The organism is Pseudescherichia vulneris, assembly GCF_902164725.1.
GTDB classification, from domain to species: domain Bacteria; phylum Pseudomonadota; class Gammaproteobacteria; order Enterobacterales; family Enterobacteriaceae; genus Pseudescherichia; species Pseudescherichia vulneris.
This window is the reverse complement of record NZ_LR607338.1, coordinates 4,389,850-4,394,191: the sequence shown is the minus strand read 5'-3', so window position 1 is coordinate 4,394,191 and position 4,342 is coordinate 4,389,850. Positions and strand designations below refer to the sequence as shown.

The 4,342-nt window shown below is 62.1% G+C and carries 1 protein-coding gene and 1 pseudogene; both read left to right on the top strand.

The annotated features are described in order from the left end of the window. Positions 1-3,283: Ig-like domain-containing protein (locus FN633_RS18320; RefSeq protein ID WP_243731520.1), on the top strand; the 3,283-nt coding region annotated here is incomplete at its 5' end. After that, positions 3,261-4,342 (top strand): annotated as a pseudogene (locus tag FN633_RS18315) (Ig-like domain-containing protein); the annotation flags it as partial. The gene FN633_RS18320 and the pseudogene FN633_RS18315, both read left to right, overlap by 23 nt.

Here is a 4,342-nt window from a genome sequence, read left to right as displayed (position 1 = left end):
CACGTTGCCAGCGACCGATCTGCAAACGCTGGCTGACAATACCACGCCGATCTTCCAGGTGAGCGTTCGCGATCGGGCAGGCAATATCGATACCGATCCAGGCAGCTTCCAGGTGCGTACCGCGCTGCCTGAGCCGGTTGCTAACAACCTGTTTGGCGATAACATCCTCAATATCAACGAAGCGGCGGGCGCGGCGCAGATCACCGGCTCGACCCAGGTGCTCGGGCCTAACCAGTTCGTGACTATCCGGGTTGACGTAAACGGCACGCCGTATACGGCTACCGTGCTGGAAGACGGTACCTGGACTATTAACCTGCCCGCAGGCTCGCTGCAGTCGCTGGCGCAGGGGCCGCACCAGCTAGTGATCTATGCCGAGGATCAGTACGGCAACAGTGCTACCGTTCCGGTACCGTACCAGGTGGCGCTGACCCCGCCAAACGTGACCATCACTACGCCGCTGTTTGGCGATAACGTGGTCAGCGTGGATGAGGCGAGCGGCACCAATACCATCGCTGGTAGCTTTACCACGACTTACCCAGTGGGAAGCCGCGTTGACGTGACGGTGGGCGGCAAGCTCTTTACTAACGTGCCGGTAGACGGTACCACGTGGTCCCTAACGCTGACCGACGCCGACTGGGCGGGCGTGGCGCGGGGGGATCAGAGCGTACAGGTCACGGTAACCGACGGGGCGGGCAACGCCAACAGCACCAGCGCCCCGGTCACTATCCTGATCGATGTACCGACGCTGACGGTCACCACGCCGTTTGCTGGCGATAATGTCCTGACCTACGACGAGAGCCAGACGGTGCAGACCATCGCCGGGACCTCAACTAACCTGGAGGCCGGACAGCCGTTGCTGGTGACCTTCCCAGACGGACGCGCCTTCAATACCACTATTCAGGCGGATGGCAGCTGGACGTTGCAGCTTACGCCAGCGGATATGGCAGGGCTGACGGCGGGCACTATCACCGTTCAGGCCACGGATCGTGCGGGCAACCTGGTGTCAATCGACGGCGGCACGCTGGCGGTCGATCTGACCCCGCCGCCAGCCTACCTGACCCTGGATGTGATCGCGGGCGATAACGTTGTTAATGCCAGCGAACTTACGAGCGATACCCTGCCGATCGCTGGTCGGGCCGTTAACGTGACCGGGCTGGTGAACATTCTGCTCGATGGACAGTTCATTGGAAACGCGACTATCGCCCCGGACGGCAGCTGGGCCTTCAACGTACCGCGTGCGGCGCTGGGTGACGGCCCGCATACGCTCAGCGTTGAGAGCGTAACCACGCCGGGCTTTGCATCATCTCAGCCGTTTGTCGTCGATACCGCTGTGCCGACCATCACGCTGAACAGTTTTGCTGGTGACAATGTCGTCAATGTTGATGAGAAGAGCCTGAGCCAGACCATCAGCGGGACCGCCAGCGAGCCGGGCCGCGATGTCCAGGTGACGCTCAACGGCAAAACCTACTATGCAACGGTCAACCCTCAGGGTGAATGGGCAGTCACCGTTCCGCAGAGTGACGTCGCAGGGCTTACCGACGGCACCTATCCGCTGACCGCCTCTATTACCGATGCGGCAGGCAACCCGCAAAGCACCACCCAGACGGTAACGGTCGATGCCAGCGCGCCGCTGCTCTATGTTGACGCCTTGGGCGTGCCGGCGGTGCTCAATACCGCCAGCGCGGCGACAGGACTGCTGCTGCAGGGGACGGGCGATCCGGGTAATGAGGTGACCATCCAGCTGGGGCCGATCAGCTGGACCGGACAGGTCGATGCACAGGGCAACTGGCGCTATGACTTCCCGAATATCGATTTCTCTACCCTGACCGATGGCGCGCAGGTGATCAGCATTACGTCGCGGGATAGCGCAGGCAACGTCTCTACTAACAACGTCGCGCTGAACGTGGCGCTCAACCCCACCCTGGGCCTGCTCTTTGACTCGCTCTTCTTTGGCGATGGCATTCTGAACGTCGCCGAGTCGCTGGTTACCCAGACCCTGACGGGCCGAGTCGACGGCGACTATCGCGGGGCGCGGGTTAACCTGACGCTGGTAGGTACGGATGTCACCATCAACGATCTGCTGGTCGGGCCGGACGGTAGCTTCTCTGTCAACCTGCCGCCGGAGCTGTGGCAGGGGCTGCTTACTGACACCGTAGCGCTACAGTTTGACGTCATTGATGCCAACGGTAATACCCGTCAGGAGATTGTTGACGTAGGCCTGGCGCTGACCGACCTGCCGGTGGTGGGCGAGCTGCTGATGACGGCAGACAACGTGCTTAACAGCGTGGAGAGCGGCGTTGTCCAGACCCTGAGTGGAACGCTCAATAATGCGGCGAACGTCACGGGAATGGTGGTCAACTTTGGTGGTCAGGCGATCAATGCGGTCGTTGATACCGTTACCGGAGCCTGGTCTGCCGTACTGCCGGATACGCTGCTTAACACCCTGCCGGACGGCCAGGCGAACGTGGGCCTGGCGATTACCGACGCCTTTGGCAACGTCATTAACACCAGCGCCAGCTTTAACGTGGCGCGGGCGCTGCCGACCATTGGGCTCGATCCGCTGTTTAGCGATGGTGTCTTGAGCATTCCTGAGCTGCTAGGTTCCGCCCTGAGCGGCACCGCAACCCGCCTCGCCGGTCAGCAGTTGACTATTCAGATTGGTGACGCAGAAGCCTTTACGACCAACGTCGACGGTAATGGTCGCTGGGCCGTAAACCTGCCTGCGGCAGTGCAGGCTCTGCTGCAGGGCATTGGCACGGGGGAGGTACCGGTCACCGTCAGCGCCTTCGACCAGTACGGCAACCCGGCAAGCCAGACGGCCAGCATTCGGGTAGATCTGGTTGCGCCGGTGCTCAATAGCCTGGCGGTATTTGGCGACAACGTGCTTAACGTCGCCGATTCGCTGCTGAACCAGACCATCAGCGGCGTCGTGGGCAATGCGCCGGTCGGCTCCCGCGTTGAGGTGCAGGTGGCAGGTAAAACCTTCCTCGGCTCGCTCGATGCGGGCGGCTTGTTCTCAATCAATTTGGCTCCATCCGATCTGACTGGCCTGCTGGACGGTGCCTTCCAGCCGCAGGTGACAATCGTCACTCCGGACGGAAACAGCGCCCAGATCGCCGCGCCGGTCGAGGTGCGGGTGGGCCTGGCTAACCTGCCGACGGTAGTGATCAACTCCCTGTTCGGCAACGATGGTTACATCAGCCTTGCCGATCTTAACGTGGCACAGACCATCAGCGGGACGGCGGCAGGGCTCGCCTCCGGTGACTGCCAGCGTGCTGGATAACGTTGGCAACGTCGTCACCGGCAACCAGGTGGTGAATGCCATTGTCCAGAACCTGCCGACGCTGGGCCTGAACCCGCTGTTTGGCAACGGCACGCTGGATCTCAACGATCTCCTCTCCACGCCACTGCTGTCGGGCACCAGTTCTAACCTAGCGGCCGGTACGCTTATCGACGTCAGAGTCGGGCCATTGAGCCTGACCACTACCGTCGGGGCAAACGGGACGTGGCAGCTGCCGGTGCCGACCGTCTCGCTGCAAGGGCTGGCTGACGGCGTGTTGCAGGTCACCGCCACCGCCCGCGACGTGGCGGGTAACGTGGCTAATACCGCCCAGGATCTGACGGTGGCGATCCAGCAGGCACCTTCGCTGCTGATCAACACCCTGTTTGGCGGCAACGGCCTGAACGCGGCGGAGATCCTCAGCGCGCAGGTCATCACCGGGACCAGTACCAATGCGGCCGGTTCGCTGGTCAACGTCTCCCTTGGCGGTAAAACCTACCAGTCAACGGTGGCGGCCAACGGCAACTGGTCCGTGTCGGTGCCGAAAACCGACCTCGCGGCACTGCTGGATGGGACGCTGACGGTCAACGCCAGCCTGGTCAACCCGGCGGGCAAGAACGCTGCTGCTACCTCGCTGCTGGATGTCATCACCCATAACCTGCCGACCATCTCGCTGACCTCGCTGTTTGGTAACGATGGCTACCTTAACATCAACGAGGCGGCGTCCGGCCAGGTCATCGGCGGTAAAATCGGCGGTGTGCCTGCTGGGGCATCGGTTGCAGTTACCCTCGGCGGTACGCCGATTAACGCCCTCGTTGATGCCGCAGGCAACTGGACGGCCACGGTCAGCAACTCGGTGCTGCAAAACCTTGCTACCGGGGCGCTGAAGGTGGGTGTAGCGGTAACCGACCGGGTGGGTAACACCACGGCAACTGAGGCGGACGTTAGCGTCAAGCTGACTCAGCCTACGCTGGCGATTAACCCGATTACCAACCTGTTGAGCGTCATTGGAGGCGTACTGACCGGCCTGCTTGGCTCGGCGAAGCTGACCATCAGCGGGAC